The 16893-nt window shown below is 71.9% G+C and carries 17 protein-coding genes; 6 read left to right on the top strand and 11 right to left on the bottom strand.

The genetic code is table 11. The annotated features are described in order from the left end of the window. Positions 1–67: 67 nt before the first annotated feature. Positions 68–988 carry a LysR family transcriptional regulator gene (locus ACFXBC_RS11910; protein WP_385022130.1) on the top strand — a complete coding sequence of 307 codons (921 nt, stop codon included), beginning with the start codon at positions 68–70 and terminating at the stop codon, positions 986–988. On the opposite strand, the gene ACFXBC_RS11905 is transcribed toward ACFXBC_RS11910, so the two are convergent. Both ACFXBC_RS11905 and ACFXBC_RS11900 read right to left on the bottom strand, forming a co-directional pair. Further along, positions 958–3141 carry a putative bifunctional diguanylate cyclase/phosphodiesterase gene (locus tag ACFXBC_RS11905; RefSeq protein ID WP_385022127.1) on the bottom strand — a complete coding sequence of 728 codons (2184 nt, stop codon included), beginning with the start codon at positions 3139–3141 and terminating at the stop codon, positions 958–960. The two genes, ACFXBC_RS11910 and ACFXBC_RS11905, sit on opposite strands and share 31 nt — an antisense overlap. Next, positions 3138–3950: an SAM-dependent methyltransferase gene (locus ACFXBC_RS11900; RefSeq protein ID WP_385022124.1), complete on the bottom strand. Its 813-nt coding sequence runs from the start codon at positions 3948–3950 to the stop codon at positions 3138–3140. Before ACFXBC_RS11900 ends, ACFXBC_RS11905 begins: the two co-directional genes overlap by 4 nt. A 330-nt stretch (positions 3951–4280) precedes the next feature. Here ACFXBC_RS11900 and ACFXBC_RS11895 point away from each other — a divergent pair, with 330 nt between their 5' ends. From ACFXBC_RS11895 to ACFXBC_RS11875, 5 genes are all read left to right on the top strand, one after another. Further along, entirely contained in the window at positions 4281–4817 is a 537-nt protein-coding gene (locus ACFXBC_RS11895) for a hypothetical protein (RefSeq protein ID WP_385022121.1), read from the top strand. A gap of 27 nt (positions 4818–4844) precedes the next feature. Beyond that, entirely contained in the window at positions 4845–5612 is a 768-nt protein-coding gene (locus ACFXBC_RS11890) for a hypothetical protein (protein WP_385022118.1), read from the top strand. A gap of 32 nt (positions 5613–5644) precedes the next feature. Continuing rightward, positions 5645–6106, top strand: a complete 462-nt coding sequence (locus ACFXBC_RS11885) for a universal stress protein (RefSeq protein WP_385022115.1) — start codon at positions 5645–5647, stop codon at positions 6104–6106. Between the two features lie 151 nt (positions 6107–6257). Next, positions 6258–6794, top strand: coding sequence for a sigma-70 family RNA polymerase sigma factor (locus ACFXBC_RS11880; RefSeq protein WP_385022112.1), 537 nt, complete (start codon positions 6258–6260; stop codon positions 6792–6794). A 170-nt stretch (positions 6795–6964) separates the two neighbouring features. Continuing rightward, entirely contained in the window at positions 6965–7450 is a 486-nt protein-coding gene (locus ACFXBC_RS11875) for a hypothetical protein (protein WP_385022110.1), read from the top strand. A gap of 70 nt (positions 7451–7520) precedes the next feature. On the opposite strand, the gene ACFXBC_RS11870 is transcribed toward ACFXBC_RS11875, so the two are convergent. From ACFXBC_RS11870 to ACFXBC_RS11830, 9 genes are all read right to left on the bottom strand, one after another. Continuing rightward, complete coding sequence (locus ACFXBC_RS11870) at positions 7521–8756, bottom strand: NADH:flavin oxidoreductase (RefSeq protein ID WP_385022107.1); 1236 nt, start codon at positions 8754–8756, stop codon at positions 7521–7523. 3 nt (positions 8757–8759) lie between these two features. Further along, positions 8760–9371 carry a helix-turn-helix domain-containing protein gene (locus tag ACFXBC_RS11865; RefSeq protein WP_385022104.1) on the bottom strand — a complete coding sequence of 204 codons (612 nt, stop codon included), beginning with the start codon at positions 9369–9371 and terminating at the stop codon, positions 8760–8762. Between the two features lie 107 nt (positions 9372–9478). Then, the gene (locus tag ACFXBC_RS11860; RefSeq protein ID WP_385022100.1) at positions 9479–10666 is read right to left on the bottom strand and encodes a histidine kinase; all 1188 of its coding nucleotides are present in this window, start codon (positions 10664–10666) and stop codon (positions 9479–9481) included. Continuing rightward, entirely contained in the window at positions 10663–12153 is a 1491-nt protein-coding gene (locus ACFXBC_RS11855; RefSeq protein WP_385022097.1) for a cation acetate symporter, read from the bottom strand. Before ACFXBC_RS11855 ends, ACFXBC_RS11860 begins: the two co-directional genes overlap by 4 nt. Next, positions 12150–12536 carry a hypothetical protein gene (locus tag ACFXBC_RS11850; protein ID WP_385022094.1) on the bottom strand — a complete coding sequence of 129 codons (387 nt, stop codon included), beginning with the start codon at positions 12534–12536 and terminating at the stop codon, positions 12150–12152. Before ACFXBC_RS11850 ends, ACFXBC_RS11855 begins: the two co-directional genes overlap by 4 nt. A gap of 110 nt (positions 12537–12646) precedes the next feature. Then, complete coding sequence (locus ACFXBC_RS11845; protein WP_385022091.1) at positions 12647–13396, bottom strand: LytR/AlgR family response regulator transcription factor; 750 nt, start codon at positions 13394–13396, stop codon at positions 12647–12649. A gap of 104 nt (positions 13397–13500) precedes the next feature. Further along, entirely contained in the window at positions 13501–14349 is an 849-nt protein-coding gene (locus ACFXBC_RS11840) for an amidohydrolase family protein (protein WP_385022088.1), read from the bottom strand. 6 nt (positions 14350–14355) lie between these two features. Beyond that, on the bottom strand, positions 14356–15312 hold the full coding sequence (locus ACFXBC_RS11835) for an aldo/keto reductase (protein WP_385022173.1): 957 nt from the start codon (positions 15310–15312) through the stop codon (positions 14356–14358). Positions 15313–15331: 19 nt separating this feature from the next. Next, positions 15332–16783: a wax ester/triacylglycerol synthase family O-acyltransferase gene (locus ACFXBC_RS11830; protein WP_385022170.1), complete on the bottom strand. Its 1452-nt coding sequence runs from the start codon at positions 16781–16783 to the stop codon at positions 15332–15334. Between the last annotated feature and the right edge of the window lie 110 nt (positions 16784–16893).

Below are 16893 nucleotides of genomic sequence, written 5' to 3'. Positions count from 1 at the left end.
TGGTCCAAGACATGGAACGCCTCATATCCATAGCCGCTGGCTATCGTGCTCGGTTACGGTGGTAGCCATGCAGCTCCAGCAGCTCGGGTATTTCGTCGCCGTCGCCGAGACCCGTCACTTCACCCGCGCCGCCGAGGAGCTGCATGTCGCCCAGCCCTCGCTGTCCCAGCAGATCAGGGCGCTGGAGAAGGAGCTGGGCGCCGCCCTGTTCAGCAGGGCCCGCGGCAACATCGCCCTCACCGACGCCGGGGAGACGCTGCTGCCGCTCGCCCGGCGGATCCTCGCCGACGCCGAGACGGCCCGCCACGAGGTGCAGGAGCTGGCCCAGCTCAGGCGCGGCCGGGTCAGGCTGGGCGCGACACCGAGCCTCTGCACCGGTCTGCTCCCCGATGTGCTGCGCACCTTCCACGACCAGCACCCCGGTATCCAGCTGATGATCGAGGAGGGCGGCTCGCACGACCTCGTGCGGGAGCTGGCGCGCGGCGCCCTGGATCTCGCGCTGGTCGTCCTCCCGCTGCCCGCCCCCTCGCCCGCACTCACCACCGTCGAGCTGTTCCACGAGGACCTGGTCGTCGTCTCGTCGCCGGCGGCCGCCCCGCCGCACTCACCCCTGCGGATCGCCGACCTGGAGGGCGAGCCGATGGTGATGTTCCGGCACGGCTACGACCTGCGGGACCTCACGCTCTCGGCCTGCCGGGCCGAGGGGTTCGAGCCGTACTTCACCGTGGAGGGCGGCGAGATGGACGCGGTGCTCGGTTTCGTACGGGCCGGGCTCGGCATCGCGGTCGTGCCCGCCATGATCGCGGCCAGGGCCGGACACGGGCTGCGGGTCACCCCGCTGGCCCGCCCCGGACTGCGCCGTACGATCGCGCTGGCCCACCGCAGCGATGTGGCGCCGCCGCGCGCCGCCCGGGTCCTCCAGGAGGTCCTGCTCGCCGACGCCCCGGCGGGCACCGGTCACACCGCGTCGGCCAGCGACAGCGTGTGAATCCGGTCGGGTGCGCCCGGCCTCGCGTAGTACCAGCCCTGAGCCGTGTCGCAGCCCAGCTCCTTGAGCTGGTCGGCCTGTGCGCCGGTCTCCACGCCCTCGACGGTGACCGCCAGCTCCAGGCTGTGCGCCAGGGCCACGATCCCCTCGACGATCTTGAGGTCGACCGGGTCGGCCGGGTGCTGCTGCATCGACTGCGTGAACGACCTGTCCAGCTTCAGCACACTCACCGGCAGCCTGCGCAGATTGGCGAGGTTGGAGTAGCCGGTGCCGAAGTCGTCCAGCGCGATGTCCACGCCCATGTCGGCCAGTTGCCGCAGCGGTTTGAGCAGATCGTCGTCGGCGCCGATCAGCGCCGACTCGGTTACCTCCAGGCAGAGCGCCCCCGGATCGAGACCGGTGCGCTCCAGGACCGCCACCGTGTCGGCGACCAGACCCGGGTGGTGGAGCTGGGTGGGCGAGAGGTTCACATTGATCCGCAGCGGACCGCCGTCGCTGTGCGCGGGGTGCAGCTGCTGCCAGCCCCGCGCCTGGCGTACCGACTCCTCCAGGACCCAGCGGCCGAGCGGCACGATCAGCCCGGTGTGCTCGGCGAGCGAGATGAACCGGTCGGGCCCGAGTATCCCGTGCTGCGGGTGTGACCAGCGCACCAGCGCCTCCGCGCCGTGCACGGTGCCGTCGCCGAGGTGCACCAGCGGCTGGTACTCGATGAAGAACTCACCGCGCTCCAGGGCCGCGGGCAGCGCGGTGGTGAGGCCGTGCCGGGTGATGGCGCGGGCGTCCGCCTCGGCGTCGGCCAGCTGGAAGCGGTTGCCGCCCGCCGCCTTGGCCCGGTACATGGTGATGTCGGCGCTGCGCAGTACCTCGGCCGCGCTCTGCGCCCCGGACAGCCCCTCGACCACCCCGATGCTCCCCCGGACGGTCAGCTCCCGGCCGTCGATACGGATGGGGGCCGCCAGGACCGACAGGATGCGTACGGCCAGCTCCTCGACCTCGTCGGCCGACTCGTATCCCGTGGTGAGCGCGACGAATTCGTCCCCGCCCAGTCGGGCCACCATCTCGCCGGACGCCGTGGCGCAGCTCTGCAGCCGGTCGGCGACCTCGACCAGCATCCGGTCCCCCGCCGAGTGCCCGAGGCTGTCGTTGATCGCCTTGAAGCCGTCGAGGTCCAGATAGCAGAGGCCGAAGCGCAGCCCGTCGGGCGCGGTGACCGCCTTCTCCAGCCGCTCGAAGAAGAGCGTGCGGTTGGGCAGCCCGGTCAGCGCGTCGTGCGTCGCCTCGTACCGCAGCCGCAGATTGAGCAGCCGCCGCTCGGTGGTGTCCTCGATGAGCGCCAGCTGGTACTGCGGATTGCCCTCGGCGTCCCGCAGCAGGGAGACCGTGAGATTGGTCCACAGGACGGTGCCGTCATTGCGGTAGTACGGCTTCTCGACCCGGTAGTGCTCACGGTCGCCGCGTACCAGCTCGGCGTGGAGCCGCCAGACGTGCGGGGCGTCGTCGGGGTGCACCCACTCGTTCACCTTGCGGCTGCGTACGTGGTGGTCGACCCCGCCGAACATCCGCAGCAGGGCGGCGTTGATCTCCAGGATGTTGCCGTCCAGGTCGGCGATGCCTATGCCGACGGCCGCGTCCTCGAACACCGCCCTGAACCGGGTCTCGGTGACGTGCAGGGCCTCCTCGGCGGCGCTGCGGGCGGAGAGCGCCGAGCGGGCGATGGCTTCCTGCTCCGCGAGGGTGCGCTCCCGCAGCGCCTGGGAGAAGCCGGCGGCCAGCGCGTGCTGGAGGCGGGCACAGCGGTTGCGGAACTCCTCGGCGGTCAGGTCGGGCCCCGACTCCCTCTCACCGCAGTAGAGCACCAGATACGAGTCGACCACCCCGAGCGTCCGGCTGAGGGCGTCGGGGTCGGTGCAGTGGGCCGCCACCAGGTCGCCGCCGATCCGGTGGGCCGGCGCCGGATCGAAGGGCCAGGCATGCAGCGCTTCGCTGAGGGAGCACGCCAGCGGCAGCAGATGCTGCTCGAACTCGGGCCTGGTCAGCGAGGTGGCGGTGGACGGGAAGATGGCCCGGCTCCAGATGGTCGCGAAGCGGCCGATTCTGTCCTCGGGGCTGTCCTGGCCGGCCTGGGACGCCGACTTCTGGCTCGGCACGTTCATGGCCTGAGTCCCACGCCCACGACACCGGAGAAGGCGTACGGGTCCTCCTGGTCGACCGGTGTCTCGGGCCGCCACTCCGGCATGGTGACCAGACCGGGCTGGACGAGTTCGTACCCGTCGAAGAAGCGGGCGACCTCCTCGCGCGAGCGCATCACCAGCGGGTTGCGGATGTTCCGGTAGACACCGACCGCGCCGCCCGCCTGCTCCTGCAGGACGGGGATTCCCTCGTACGAGGCGTGGGTGAGGATCAGCAGACTGCCGGGCGCCAGGGCGTCGCGCAGGGCGGCGACCGCCGTGTACGGGTCGTCGGCGTCCTCGATGAAGTGGAGTACGGCGACCAGCAGCAGCGCGACCGGGCGTTCCAGGTCGAGTACGGCCGCGACCTCCGGGCTGTCCAGGATCTCCCGGGGCTTGCGCAGGTCGGCCGCGGCCACGGCGGTCAGGTCGTTGCCTTCGAGCACGGCCTTGCTGTGGGCGACGGCGACCGGGTCGTGGTCGACGTACACGACCCGGGCGTCCGGGTCGATGGACTGGGCGACCTCGTGCACATTCCCGAAGGTCGGTATACCGGAGCCGATGTCGAGAAACTGCGTGATTCCCCGTTCCACGGCGAACCTGACCGCGCGGCGCATGAAGGCCCGGTTCGCCTGCATCACCTTGGGAAGTCCCGGCATGAACTCCATGGCTTTGCGGGCGGCCTCACGGTCCACCTCGAAATTGTGCGAACCGCCCAAGTAGTAGTCGTAGATCCGCGACACACTCGGCACCGAAAGATCGATGCCCTGCGGGGCCCAGGCAGGACGCTCCATCAATGTCTCCAACAAATCGGCACGACGGTCCGGCCATGTCCATGGCCACTGTTCGGGCCGAATCTACTGACCACCCGGCAAGAGAGCGAGCAAAAACGGAAATTGGCGGTCCGTTCTCGGTCACACGCCGCTGGCAAGTGCTTCCGGCCTGCCGCCGCGCGCTCCGTGCGAGCGTGGCGGAGCCCATCGTAGGCACCGTACTCCGCGGCAATTCCCGCGGGTGACACGTGAGATGACCGCCGCAAACACAAAGGCGCAGATATCCCCCCTTCCGGCGAATCGGCGACAACGCCGGAGTGCGGCCCCGCCGGGCGGATCATGCTGCTCGGCATGGACCGATCGACGCGGACGCTCGTTCCGCTCACCGGCCGGCTGCTGGCAGTGGCGGGCCTCCTCTGGCTCCCGCTGATACCTGCGCCCGCGGCAGCCTCCGACTGCTCGTACGCCTACATCTCCCAGTCGGGCCAGGCCGGTTCGGGAAGAGCCGTGGCCATCGGCGGGAGCAGCAGCTGCACGGCCGAGCACACCCACAAGCCGAAACCCCCGCCACCGCCGCCACCGAAGCCCCGGCCGAAACCGCCACCGCCTCCACCGCCGCCTCCACCGCGGCCCGTGTACCACCCGCCGCCCGTCCGGCACCGCGCCCCGCCGCCTCCGGCCCCTGTCGCACGGCCGAAGCCGCCCGCGCCGCCGAAGCCCTCGGCGCGCCCGCGGCCGCCCTCACCCAGGCCCGTCGCCCTCCCGGCGTACAAGGCTCCGGTGCGCAAGAAGCCGCACACCGGACCGCCCATCGTCACGCTGATGCTTCTGGTGACGGCTCCGGCCGTCTTCGCCGTGGCCGTTCTGCGCCCGCGATCCTCCCGCTGATCCGCCCGTTGACCGACGGAGACACCCGTGTCGGAATGGCTTGTTCTCACCATCGCGATGGCGGCCGCCTGTGCCGTCGTCCTGACCATCACCCTGCTCAGCAACCGCCGGATCGCCGAGGACGACGATCCCTCGCAGACACCGGACGTCATCGAGTACATGACGATGATGATCGGCGTGATCTACGCGATCGTGCTGGGTCTGGCCATCGCAGGCGTCTGGGAGGGCCGCGGCGCCGCCCAGGAATCCGTACGCATGGAGGCCCAGGCCCTGCACGAGGTGGACGCCCGCTCGGCCGTCTATCCCCCCTCCGTCCACCAGCGCATCCACTCCGATGTGGAGACCTATGTCAGCTATGTACTGGACACCGAGTGGAAACACATGGGCGAGCACGGCGATCTCACCGATCGTGGAGCGCAACTTCTCGGCCAGGTACGCCGGGACGTCAGCGACTACAAACCGGCCAACGATCACGAGGGCGAGGCGTACCAGCCGCTGGTCGACCAGGTGTCGGCGGCCGACGACGCCCGCAGTTCGCGTGCGCAGAACGCGCAGGCGACGATGCCGGGGGTGGTCTGGTTCGGCCTGATCGTCGGTGCGGTGATCACCGTCGGGCTGATCTTCACCCTCCAGATCCGGCGCTCCCCGAAGGAACTGCTGCTCGCCGGGCTCTTCAGCGCGCTGATCGCCTTTCTGCTCTTCCTGATCTGGGACTTCGACGCTCCCTTCGGCAGGGGAGTCATCTCCGCCACCGCGGGACCGTTCCTCGACCTCTTCCCGCACGCCACCAAATAGGAGTCCGAACGCCGGAGCGATAACCTCTCGGCGTGACAGATCAGCAGCCTCACCAGTTCGAACGCGGTACGGACGGCCCCAAGGTCATCGTGGTCGGAATCGACGGATCGGAGCCGTCGCTACGGGCCGCCTCGTACGCCGGGGGGCTCGCCCGGCGGCAGAACGCCCTGCTCGCCATCGTGTACGTCCAGCCGGTGCTCTCCGCCGGGGTCTCGCTCGGGGCCCCGGTCGGGGACACCACCGGGGAGATCGCCGAGGGGCTGGTCGCCGAGATCCGGGCCGCGACCGAGCGGGTCAAGGAGATATTCGCCGTGCGCTGGGAGTTCCACACCTTCCGCGGCGACCCGTACAACGGCCTGGTCACGGCGGCCGACGAGCTGAAGGCGGACGCCGTGGTGGTCGGAGCCTCCGAGTCGGCCGGCCACCGGATCGTGGGTTCGGTCGCCGTCCGGCTGGTCAAGGCAGGCCGCTGGCCGGTCACCGTCGTTCCGTAGCGGCAGCCACAGGCCGCCCGAGGGCCCCGGCGCTCAGGAGCCGGCCGCACGACGACCGCTCACCGTGCCGTTCGTCGCACGGTTCAACCGCTCGCCGCAGAGCCGTGCCGGGCCGCTGTCCCTTCCGGCCGTGCTGCGCTCGGATACGACGGTGACCTCCACACGGACTTGCCGCGGAACGGACGAGCGGGACCTCCGCGAACTCCAGCGCGCCCACGGCGGTGCGCTGCTGCGGTTCCTGCTGCGTCTGACGTACGGAGACCGGCAGCGGGCCGAGGACCTGGCGCAGGAGACCCTGGTACGCGCCTGGCAGCACCCCGAGGCGTTCGAGGGACCGTACGAGTCGATACGGCCCTGGCTGTTCACGGTGGGCAGGCGGCTCGCCATCGACGCCCGCAGGTCCCGGCTGGCACGTCCGGCCGAGGTGAGCGACCGCCTGCTGGAGTCCACCGCGGCCCATGGCGACCCCGCCGAGCGGTCGGCCGCCGCCCTCGATGTCCGTGAGGCGGTACGGACGCTGAGCCCGGAGCACCGGGCGGTACTGGTGCAGCTCTACTTCCGCGGACTGAGTGTGCACGAGGCCGCTTCGGCGCTCGGCGTACCGGCCGGCACCGTCAAGTCCCGTTCGCACTACGCCCTGCGCGCCCTGGGCCGCAGCCTGCCGGGCTATCCGGACGGAAGCCGCTGATCCTCACGGCGGCGGCGCGTCCCGCCCCGCGCCGCGCCGCCCGGTGAATCCTGGCTTTATGGCAACGGCGGGCGCCCGGCACGGGTTCAATGCTCCGTGGAGCGCCGGACGGCGCGCCTGCCGATGTGCCGGGCAACGGGCCGGCCGAGTCAGGGAAGAGGCGAGACGGGATGCGTCCCGAGGGCACCAACGGGACCAGCGGTCACGAACTGCTGGTCCCGATGGACTGGATGTACGCCGAGTACATCGCGGATGAACTGCTGCGCACCGGCGATCTCATGCCGCCGACGACGATCGAGTACCAGGCGGGACGGGACGCGCTGGCCCTGACCGTCTTCCTCTCCGACGGCGCGGTCGGCGGGGCGCGGACGGTGGCACGGCTCGACGAGTGGCTGTCGCTCACCTCGTACGACGCCCGGTGGCGGGAGTGGGTGTGCGGCCGCATCGCGGCGCTGGTCGCGGACGGTTGCGGGGGCCCCGATCTGCCGCTGGCCCTGGCGGCCTGGCGGTGGCTGGAGGACACCGAACTGTTCGCCGCGGACCTCGACGCGGTCGCACCGGGAGCCGTGGCCGGCCAGGACGAAGAACCCCGGGTGTGGACCCCGGCCTGGCGGCTCGGGCTGCCGCTGGGCCATCTGGCGATCCACCTGTTCTGAGGGGTCCGCCCCATGCGGTCCGCGGTGCTCTTCGTTGCCGGTCCACCGGCCGGCCCGGCGAACGGCGTGCCTACGGCCGGCCTGTGCGGTCCGGTTGCTCAGGGCCAAGGCTGTCCGATGCGGGCTCGACCAGCACGCACCGTGTACCGGAGTAGATCGTCGGCATGCAGCGGTTGCAGTGGATGCACAGCGACTTCGTGGCCCGGTCCTGCTCGATCCGCCGGATCAGGTCCGGCTCGCGCAGCAGTGCACGGCCCATCGCCACGAACTCGAAGCCCTCGGCCATCGCCAGGTCCATGGTGTCCCGGTTGGTGATGCCACCGAGCAGGATCAGCGGGAGTTCCAGCGCGGCGCGGAACTGCCGCGCCGACTCCAGCAGGAACGCCTCCCGGTACGGATAGCCGACGAGGAACTTCTTCCCGATGAGCTGTACGCCCAGCCGCTGCGGCTGCGGGAACGCCGCGGCGAACTCGGGGATCGGCGCGTCTCCGCGGAAGAGGTACATCGGGTTCATCAGCGAGCTGCCCGCGGTCAGCTCCAACGCGTCGAGCGTGCCGTCCTCCTGGAGCCACTCGGCGACCTGGATGCTCTCGTCCAGCCAGAAGCCGCCGGGCACACCGTCGTCCATGTTGAGCTTGGCGGTGACCGCGAGGCGGTCGCCGACCGCTTCGCGCACCGCGCGGACCACACCGCGTGCGACCCTCGCCCGGTTGACGAGGCTGCCGCCGTACCGGTCCCGGCGCTTGTTGATCTTCGGGCTCAGGAACGAGCTGGCGAAGTAGTTGTGTCCGAGGTGGATCTCCACCGCGTCGAAGCCCGATTCGACGGCGATCCGCCCGGCCTCGCCGTGTGCGCGGGTGATCCGCTCGATGTCCGCGTCGGTCGCGGCCCTCGCCATCCTCATGCTGACCGGGTTGAACAGGCGTCCGGGCGCGAGCGCGGGCCGCCCGTTGGATTTCGCGTCGGCGACCGGCCCGGCGTGGCCGATCTGGGCCGAGACCGCCGCGCCCTCGGCGTGCACGGCGTCGGTCAGACGGCGCAGGCCCGGTATCGCATCGGGGCGCATCCAGATCTGGCGGCGCTCGGTGCGCCCCTCGGGCGCGACCGCCAGGTACGCGACGGTGGTCATCCCCACGCCGCCGGCGGCGGGCCGCCGGTGGTACTCGATGAGCCGGTCGCTGACGAGGGCGTCAGGTGTGGCCCCCTCGAACGTGGCTGCCTTGATGATCCGGTTGCGCAGGGTGAGGGGGCCGAGCTTCGCCGGGGCGAGGACGTCAGGGTGGTCACGGGATGTCGGGACAGTCATGAGTCATCCTTCGTACGCTTGCGTGGAAGGGGCGTCGAGACCTGCCGTCACGAAGGCGATCACCGTGGCGGGCAGAGGGGCCGGGGTCGCGCCGAGCCTTCCGGCGTCGGCCAGGGGTTCCCCGTACAGCTGGAGCAGCAGGTCGAAGGCCAGGCACCAGCGGTCCTGGACCTCCTGCGCCGTCAGGTCCGGGCGGGCGGCGGACAGCAGCTCGCACCAGGGGTCGTGGCGGAACCACGGCTCGTCCCAGCGCAGGTCCCGGTTGCGGAAGACCACACGGGCCAGCAGGTGCAGCAGCATGCGCCCGCCGGGGCGGGCCGCGAGCTCGTCCAGGGGCCGGACGACCACATCGACGATCTCGGCCGCACCAGGGGTCCAGCCTGCTTGGCGACGCTGCGTCAGCCCGGTCAGGCGGCCCGCCCAGAGCGGGCCCAGCCGGCTCTGCAGCAGCGCTACGACCAAGCCCTCCTTGGAGCCGAAGTGGTAGTGGACCGCTGCGGGGTTCATCCCCGCGGCGGCGTTGACGGCGCGTGCCGAGACACGCTCATATCCGTGTTCCAGGAAGAGCCGTTCGGCCGCGTCGAGGAGTCGGGCCCGGGTGGTGTCGGTGGCCATGGCACGACATCACAGCACAGCGCACCACACTTTTCAATCACTGATTGAAAAGAACCCGTATCCCGTTCACCGCACGCGAAGCCGCCGCCCCGGGGGTTCCCGGTGGGTCATGAACCGTGCACGCCCGCACGGTATTTCGGGATGCGCAGGGTCACCTTCATGCCCGCGCCGCGCGCCGTCTCGATCACCAGGCCGTAGCCGTCCCCGTACACCTGGCGCAGCCGTTCGTCCACGTTGAGCAGCCCGATTCCGGAGGAGGTCCCGGCCTCACCGCGCAGAATCCGGCGCAGCAGCTCCGGTTCCATGCCGACGCCGTTGTCCTCGACCACCACCTCGGCCTCGGCGCCCGCGTCGAGGGCGCTGATGGTGATGCGGCTCTGTCCGGCTTCCCCCTCGATGCCGTGCTTGACGGCGTTCTCGACGAGCGGCTGCAGACAGAGGAAGGGCAGCGCCACCGGCAGCACCTCCGGCGCGACCTGGAGCGTGACGCCGAGCCGGTCGCCGAAGCGGGCGCGCACCAGGGCCAGATACTGGTCGATGGAATGCAGTTCGTCGGCGAGCGTGGTGAAGTCTCCGTGGCTGCGGAAGGAGTAGCGGGTGAAGTCGGCGAACTCAAGCAGCAGTTCGCGGGCGCGTTCGGGGTCGGTACGGACGAACGAGGCGATGGCCGCCAGCGAGTTGAAGATGAAGTGCGGGGAGATCTGCGCCCGCAGCGCCTTGATCTCGGCCTCGATCAACTGCGTACGTGAGCGGTCGAGTTCGGCGAGTTCCAGCTGTACGGAGACCCAGCGGGCCACCTCCCCGGCCGCGCGGGCGAGCACCGCGGACTCGCGCGGAGCATAGGCGACGAGCGCCCCGAGCACCCGGCCGTCGACGGTCAGCGGGACGGCCACGGCCCAGCGCAGCGGGCAGCCCGGATCGCCGCAGCCGCTGCTGAACGCCTGGTCCCTGCCGGTGTCCAGGAGGGTGCTGAGCTGTTCCATGGCGGGGGCCCGGTGGTGCTCCCCGATGCCGTCCCAGGCGAGGACGCGCTCGTCGTCGGTGAGGCAGAGTGCGTCGGTGCCGAGCAGCGAGCGCAGCCGGCGTGCGGCCTTGCGTGCGCTCTCCCCGGTGAGTCCGGCCCGCAGCGGCGGCGCGGCGAGCGAAGCGGCGTGCAGCGTCTCGAACGTGGCGTGCTCGACCGGGGTCCCGACGCCGCTGCCGCGCGCGGGGCGGGTGCGCCGCCCCAGCAGGAACCCGCCCGCGAGCAGCAGCGGTCCGAGCACGATCAGCGCGGCCGTCGCGGCCCCGCTCACCGGCCGCCGCCCCGGGCGGCGGCCAGCGCCTCCGGCAGGTGGAAGCGGGCCATGGCGGCGCTGGTGCCGGGCGGAATACGGCCCGGGGTGGCCAGCGAGACCAGGATCATCGCGAGGAAGCCCACCGGTACGGACCACACGGCGGGCCAGGCGAGCAGGGTGTGCGCCCAGCCGGGCCGTACGCCCCCGCCCATCGTCACCGACACGGCGATCAGCGCGGAGCCACCGCCGAGCAGCAGCCCCGCGACGGCGCCCGGCGGGGTGAGACGGCGCCACCAGATGCCCAGGACCAGCAGGGGGCAGAAGGACGAGGCGGAGACCGCGAAGGCCATGCCGACGGCGTCGGCCACCGGCACACCGCTGACCAGCAGCGCGCCACCGAGTGGTATGCCCATGGCCAGCACCGTGGCGAGGCGGAAGTGGCGTATGCCGCGGGCTCCTTGGGTGAGGACCCCGGCGACGGCCATGGTCAGCCCCGACGCGGTGGAGAGGAACGCGGCGAAGGCACCGCCCGCGACGAGCGCGCCGAGCAGTGCGCCGCCGCTGCCGCCGATCACCCGGCCGGGCAGCAGCAGCACGGCGGCGTCGGCGTCACCGCCGAGGGACAGCTCCGACGCGTAGAGCCGCCCCAGCGCCCCGTACACCGGCGGGAGCAGATAGAAGACGCCGATCATGGCCAGGACCACCACGGTGGTACGGCGGGCGGTGCGGCCGTCCGGGCTGGTGTAGAAGCGAACGACGACATGGGGCAGGCCCATGGTGCCGAGGAAGGTCGCGACGATCAGCCCGTAGGTCGCGTACAGCGGGTGGCCCGCCCGGTCGAGGCCCGCAGCGGCTGCCAGTTGGGGGCCTGCGGCCGGCATCCGGGGCCGGCCGTCGCCCTGCCAGGCGAGCACCAGGAAGAGCGCCGGGACCAGCAGGGCGGTCAGCTTGAGCCAGTACTGGAACGCCTGGACGAAGGTGATGCTGCGCATTCCGCCCGCGGCGACCGAGAGCACGACGACCGCGGCGACGATCACCGGGCCCAGCCAGCCGGGCGCGCCGGTGAGGATCTCCAGGGTGAGCCCGGCGCCCTGGAGCTGGGGTACCAGATAGAGCCACCCCGCTCCGGTGACGAGGACCCCGACGAGCCCGCGTACCTGCCGTGACTCCAGGCGCCCCTCGGCGAAGTCGGGCAGGGTGTAGGCGCCCGAGCGGCGCAGCGGTGCGGCGATGAGCACCAGCAGGACGAGATATCCGGCGGTGTAGCCGACCGGGTACCAGAGCATGCCGGGGCCGTGGACGAGGACGAGTCCGGCGATCCCGAGGAAGGAGGCGGCGGAGAGGTACTCACCGCTGATCGCCGCGGCGTTGAGCCGTGGGCCCGCGGTGCGCGACGCCACATAGAAGTCGGAGGTCGTACGGGAGATCCGCAGGCCGAAGCCTCCGACCAGGACCGTGGCGAGGACGACGGCGGCCACCGCCACCACGGCGTACGTCCGGCTCACCGCGCGGGTCGGCCTTCCACGAGCCGGGCGAAGTCCCGTTCGTTGCGCTCCGCGCGGCGGATGTACCACCAGGCGACGGCCACCAGGACCGGATAGGCGCCGAGGCCCAGGACGATCCAGACGGCCAGGTCGCTGCGGAGCGCGGCGAAGGCCAGCGGCAAGGTGCCGGCCAGCAGCGCCACCAGGCCGAAGGCACCCAGCCCGGCCCGCAGCTGACCGCGCATCAGGGAGCGGACATAGGCGTCGCCCAGCGCGGTCTGCCCGTCGAGTGCCGCGGCGGGCGCGGACAGCGGTTCCGATGGCACCCTGCGGCGGGGCAGCGGCCGCACCCGCCGGGACTCGCCCGTCACGGTCTCGCGTCGGGGTGGCGGCTCAGCGGACATGGCGCGGAGTGTACGCAGCGGGGCGAACGGCCGGGAGGCAAACGGAGAAGGAGTACGCGTTAAGGGGGCAGCGGCCGGGTGCCGGCGGCCCCGGGTTCAGCAGACCCGGGTCAGCGGCCGGGGCGGCGCATGAGGCGGTCGCGGAGCGCCCTGGCATGGCGCCGGCTCACCTGGAGTTCGGCCGTGCCGATCCGTACGCTCATGGAGCCCGCCTCCAGGCGCAGTTCGTCGATCCGGTCCAGTGCGACGAGGCGGCTGCGGTGGATCCGGACGAAGCCGCGAGCGCGCCAGCGCTCCTCCAGGGCGGAGAGCGGGACGCGGACGAGATGGCTGCCGTCGGGGGTGTGCAGCCGCACGTAGTCCCCGTGGGCCTCGGCATAGGTGATGTCGGAGACGTCGACGAAGCGGACGACTCCGCCTAGTTCGACCGGGATCTGGTCGGCCGTGTCCAGGACCGGGGCCGCCCGGTCGGCGACGAGTTCGGCGGCCCTGCGCACGGCCTCGGCGAGGCGTTCCCTGCGCACCGGTTTCAGGACGTAGTCGACGGCCTTGAGGTCGAACGCCTGCAGCGCGAAGCCCTCGTGCGCGGTGACGAAGACGACCAGCGGGGGCCGGGCGAACCCCGCGAGAAGCTGGGCGATGTCGAGACCGGTGAGCCCGGCCATGTGGATGTCGAGGAAGACGACATCGACGGTGGCCGTTCCCCCGGCCCCGGTGCCGAGGGCGCCGCCGATCCGGCGCAGCGCCTCGGTGGCGCTCGGCGCGCCCTCCGCACTGCTGACCCGGGGGTCGCTGCGGAGCAGATACAGAAGCTCCTCAAGGGCGGGCTCCTCGTCGTCCACGGCCAGTACGCGCAGCATGGCCCGGAGTGTACGGCCCGGGGCGTGGCCCACGGCCCGCGAAGGGCCGGCCGGAGCGTCCCCAATGGGCTCTGTTGCAGAGGGCGTTGAGATCGTGCTGTTGATCAGGGCGTGGCGATTCCGTAGACCCGAGCCGCAGTCCCCCCGAACACCTCGGCGCGCTCGGCTTCGCTCAGACCGTCGGTCAACCGGTGTGCGGCGTCGGCGACTTGGGCGTAGGAGGCATGGAGGGTGCAGACCGGCCAGTCCGATCCGAACATCAGCCGGCCGGGGCCGAAGGCGTCGAACACCGTATCGGCGTACGGACGGAGCCCGTCCACCGTCCAGTCCGGGCCCGCCTCGGCAGCCATCCCGGAGAGTTTGCAGACGGTGTTGGGCCGGGCGGCCAGGGCGCGCACATCGGATGCCCAGGGCTGGAGCGTCCCGTCGGCGATGGGCGGCTTGCCCAGATGGTCGAGTACGAAGGTGAGTTCCGGCAGCTGCGCGGCGACAGCGGCGGCGACCGGGAGCTGGTGGTCGAGGAGGATCAGGTCGTACGCCAGTCCGGCCCCCGCGACGGCGGCGAGACCGCGCCGGACATCGGGGCGCAGCAGCCAGCCGGGGTCCGGCTCGCCCTGCACCTGGTGCCGGATGCCGACCAGATGCTCCCCGCCCGGCAGTTCACGCAGCGCGGCGAGAGTGTCGGCGATCGCGGGATCGGTGAGGTCGGTCCAGCCGACCACGCCCGCGACCAGGCCGCTCCGCCCGGCCAGGGCCAGGAACTCCGGGGTCTCTTCGGCGACCGTGACGGTCTGTACGAGGACGGTGGCCGCCACACCCGCCTGCCGTGCCTGCGGTGCGAGTTCTTCGAGTGCGAAGTTCCTTCGCAGCGGGGCCAGTCCGGGCCCGGTGATCCAGTCCTGGTCGCGTACGGAGAGGTCCCACACATGGTGGTGGGCGTCGATGATCCGCATCGGCTCTCAGCCCTCCCGCAGTGCGGCGAGCTCGTCCCAGAGCGCCTCCGGTATGCCGGTTTCCAGCATCTCGGCGGCGTCCCGCACCTCGGCCGCCGAGCGGGTGCCGACGAGCACGCTCGCCACCGCCGGGTGACGCCGGGGGAACTGGAGGGCGGCGGCCCGCAGCGGGACCCCGTACCGTTCGCAGACGGCTTTCATCCGCAGGGCGCGGTCGAGGACGCCGGCGGGCGCCGCTCCGTAGTCGTACGGGGCGCCCGGCCTGGGGTCGGCCAGCAGGCCGGAGTTGAAGACGCCTCCGACGACGACGCTCCTGCCGCGGGCCTGCGCCTCGGGCAGCAGAGTATCCAGGGCCGACTGGTCGAGCAGGGTGCAGCGTCCGGCGCAGAGCACCACGTCGGCGTCGGTGTCGCGCAGGAAGCGGGTGAGCATCGCCGTCTGGTTCATCCCGGCGCCGATGGCGCCGACCACCCCGTCCGCGCGCAGCTGCTCCAGGGCGGGGTAGGCGTACCGGAAGGCGTCCTCGGCGTGGTCGTCCGGATCGTGCAGATAGGCGATGTCGATCCGGTCGGTGCCGAGCCTGACCAGGCTCTCCTCGATACTGCGCCGCACCCCGTCCGCGCTGAAGTCCCAGACCCGGTGGCGGTCGGCGGGGACCGCGAACCCGTTGGAGAGGTCGTCGCCCTCCCCTGGACCTGGCTTCAGCAGACGTCCTACCTTGGTCGACACCACGTACGCGGCACGGGGCCGTTCACGCAGTGCGTCGCCGAGCCGCTCCTCGGAGAGTCCGAGCCCGTAGTGCGGCGCGGTGTCGAAGTACCGGATGCCCGCGTCCCAGGCGGCGTCGACGGCCTTTCGGGCGTCCGCCGGGTCCACCGGGGTGAAGAGATTGCCGATCCCGGCCGCCCCGAAGGACAGTTCGGTGATGCCGACCGTGCCGTTTCCGATCTTGTTGCGCCGCATCACACGAATATTCATCGGATCACTTCAGGGCGTCAACACCCTTGCATGATCTCTCCTCCACAAACTCCTGCTCCGCGAACCTCTCGTCCGCGACCCCCTCCCCAGAGATTCTCCCCTCCGCCGCTCTCTCCTCCGTGATGTCCAGCAGAGCGGACAGCTCGTCGGAGAAGCACTGGGCGAGCCGCCCCGCGTCCGGCACCGCCTTCCCGTCCGCGACCAGCCCGACGTGGATCCGCCCGCCGTAGGCCGAGAGTGCGACGGCGAGGGACTGCCCGTGCGCGAGCGGCGCCAGCGGGTAGAGCTCCCGGAGCGGACAGCCGCCGAGCGAGAGCGTCGAGCGAGGCAGCGGCACACTGGTGACCAGGACGTCGAAGAGCATCCGGGCCGCGCTCCCGGCCAGTTGGGCGCCCACCCGGTGGGCGAGCGGCGGGAGCCGGTCCGCGAGTACGGCCACCGCGCCGGGCCCGCGCGCGGGCCCGGCCGCCTTGTTGCGGTCCATGGCCGCACGGACGCGGCCGACCCGCCGCCAGGGATCGGGTTCGGAGACCGGCAGGCCGAGCAGATACGCGGACAGCCTGTTCGCCGAGCCGGGCGGGGAGCCGGGGCGGCGACGGGACACCGGCACCAGGGCCCGCGGATCGGCGGCCGGCAGCCGCTCCCCGCGCTCCAGCATCCAGCGGCGCAGCCCGCCCGCGACCACCGCGAGCAGCACGTCGTTGGCGGTGCCGCCCGCCTCCCGGCGCACCCGCAGCACCTCGTCCTGGTCGAGCACGGCGGTGGCCAGCCGCCGGGTGCCGCTGGAGCTGGCAGCCAGCGCGGACCCGGCCCACAGGTCGATGCGGCTGGCCCGCATGACGGAGGCGCCGATCCCCACGGCCCGGCCCAGCTCCTCGATCCGCTCCCTGGCGAACCCCGCGAACTGCCCGGGGCCCGGCAGCCAGGAGCGCGGCGGTACGGGTCGCGTCCTTCTGCCCTCCGCGCCGCGCCCGTCCGCGATCTGGTCGAAGATCCCGGCACCGATCGCCACCGCCCGCATCCCGTCGGCCAGCGCGTGGTGGAGTTTGACCAGGACCGCGAAGGGGCCGCCGGACCGCCCGGTCAGCACGTACATCTCCCAGGGCGGGCGCCCGCGCTCCAGCGGCCGCTCCATCAGCTCCCCCGCGAGGCCGTTCGCCCCGGCGGCGAAGTCCCCTTCGGGCAGTACGACATGGCGCAGATGGCGGCATACGTCGAAGTGTCTGTCCTCGGACCAGGCGGCGCCGCCGAGGGGCAGCAGCACGGGGCGTACAGACATCCGCAGCCCGGGGATGGCGGCGGCGCGCTCCGCCAGCAACTCCATGACGTCGCCGGGGGCGGGCCCCGGGCCGGTACCGGGCCCGAAGACCGCGAGCGCCCCCAGATGCATGGGGTGCTCCGCGGATTCGAGGTGCCAGAACGCGAGATCAAGCGGGGCCAGCGGCTCGGAGCTCAACAGATCCTCGATGTCGTCGTCGGGAGCCGGTGCCGCGATGCCATGGGCGGACACCCGGGATGCAGCAGTCAAGCTCCATGGGTCAGTTACGGTCAAGTACGATCTCGATA

Origin of the sequence: Streptomyces sp. NPDC059398, assembly GCF_042751845.1 — a bacterium.
In the GTDB taxonomy this organism is placed as follows: Bacteria; Actinomycetota; Actinomycetes; order Streptomycetales; family Streptomycetaceae; genus Streptomyces.
The sequence above is the reverse complement of the archived record's forward strand: the minus strand, read 5'-3'. Positions and strand labels throughout refer to the sequence as shown.